This is a genomic window from uncultured Thiodictyon sp., assembly GCA_903837595.1.
GTDB lineage: Bacteria > Pseudomonadota > Gammaproteobacteria > Chromatiales > Chromatiaceae > Thiodictyon.
On sequence record CAILVI010000025.1, the window covers coordinates 1 to 1,779 of the forward strand.

The 1,779-nt window shown below is 67.6% G+C and carries 2 protein-coding genes; one reads left to right on the forward strand and one right to left on the reverse strand.

What is annotated here, in order from left to right:
- The coding region (locus tag QZY44_RS01445) for a ParM/StbA family protein (RefSeq protein WP_295441258.1) at positions 1-902 on the reverse strand (902 nt) is incomplete at its 3' end.
- A gap of 638 nt (positions 903-1,540) precedes the next feature.
- On the opposite strand from QZY44_RS01445, the gene QZY44_RS01450 reads away from it, so the two are divergent.
- Positions 1,541-1,779: hypothetical protein (locus QZY44_RS01450; RefSeq protein WP_295441261.1), on the forward strand; the 239-nt coding region annotated here is incomplete at its 3' end.

Consider the following 1,779-nt stretch of genomic DNA (forward strand, 5'->3'; position numbering starts at 1 on the left):
ACCGTCGCACCGTAGAGTGCACCACCGCCGCCCGCGAGCAGCACCAGGTCGACGTTGGCCTCCTCGCGCCGCAGCGCTTGGCGCAGCGCCTCCAGGGCGACCCCGGCGACCTCGGTGGCCGCCTGTCGTAACACGGGCTCCAGGGTTACCGTGTGACCTGCCTGCAGCCAGGTCTTGCGCCCGGCACGCACCGCGCCCTCCAAGGCGATGGGGGTCGGCTTCCCGCCATAGACTTCTGCGAGGTGCCGCGCGGCACGCTCCAGCAGCACGGACATGGCCTCCAGGCTGGTACCGGACGCGGACCGGCGCAGCTCCCCGGCCACCACCAGCGCCCAGTCAAAGGAGTAGAAGCCGGCATCCAGCACCAGGACGGCACCGGTCTCGATGCGGTCCAGCAGCAGGGGATCGGTGGCCGCCCACACCAGGTCCAGATAGGCACCTACCGGCTGCGCGACGACCCGGACCTTGGCCACCTCGATGGTGCCGACCTCGGTGACGTGTTGGCCCAGGATCAACTGCCGCAGGGCCTCGCTGCGCCGTGGGTCGCTGGCTTGTCCGACCGGCAGGCCGGTCACGACGGTATCGAGGTAGCGCTCGCCGGTGAGCACCAGCCCCGCCCGCACCAGCGCCAGATAGGCATCCGTCGTGGCGTAGTCCGCGTGGAGCGAGCGCACCCAGCCGTCGAGACGTGCCGGCTCGATCCCGGCGGCCCAGCGACGGCCCTGGATGTCCACGAAGATGGGCTCGTCCGTGGTGTCGGGGTTGCCCTGCCGGATGCGCTCGCCCAAGCGATCAGCGGGTGCGGCCCCGGCCGGGCGGATGACCACGCGGGGAAGGCCGCCGGGGCGACCGCTCGCCACCTTGAGGTTCGAGTAACCGATATCGAGCGCGGCAGCGGGCATGGGTGCTCCAAAGGTAGAGAGGACGTCGACACGGGGCTTCCAGGTCATCGGCCAGGGCCGGGAAACGGCGTTTTGGCGAGAAGCGTGAACCTGGAAGTAGAGAGCGCGTCGAGAACGTGCAGTAGAGCGTCCCACGGATCGGACCTGGTGCGTGAGTGCCGAAAGTTCGGTTTTATGGGGGGAATGCGGGAAGGGCCGGTGAGTAGTGGGGCTGGCGCGGACGGTCGCTGCGGCCGAATAGACGTGATTGGTTGAACCGCGGGATCATCACGTGAGTAGTGCGTCGCGGACAGAAGCTGCAACCCGCTGAAATAGAATCGCGTTGTCCGACGTGAACGCCCGCGTCGACACACACTGACGTGCAAAGCCAATCCCCTGGTGCCACCCCGTGCCGCGCTCCCCGCAATGACGTGATTAGCGTGCCGTGCGTGTTGCGCTGTTACGCAGGGGGTTGCGAAACGACCGAGCGACCTGTAAGAATGAGAAAAGCGCCGACGTGAAAAGGGCGCCGCGCTACTCACGTGCCAGGTGAATACGGGTAATGGAAATCCTGTCCGTTTGGCGCAAACAAGCCCCTTATGAATCACACGTGAGTATGCGGTGGGCGCTACTCCAAAAGATAAGATTGTGGAAACGCGATGAACGGTACCAACGTGCAGGCAGCGGGGGAGGGGGATGACCCCGGCGGGATTCCCAGCGGTGGGTTGGCCGGCGCCGGGGCCCTGATCGACCGGCTGGTCGAAGACAGCCTGGCGGCGCTGGCGCAGGACGCCGAGGCCGCCATCGAGCGCTTCCAGGCCCGGCTGACCGACGTCGGGCGGGACCACCCGAAGAGCGAGTGGGGCAAGGTCGGGGTGCGCGTGCGCGCTCAGCACAG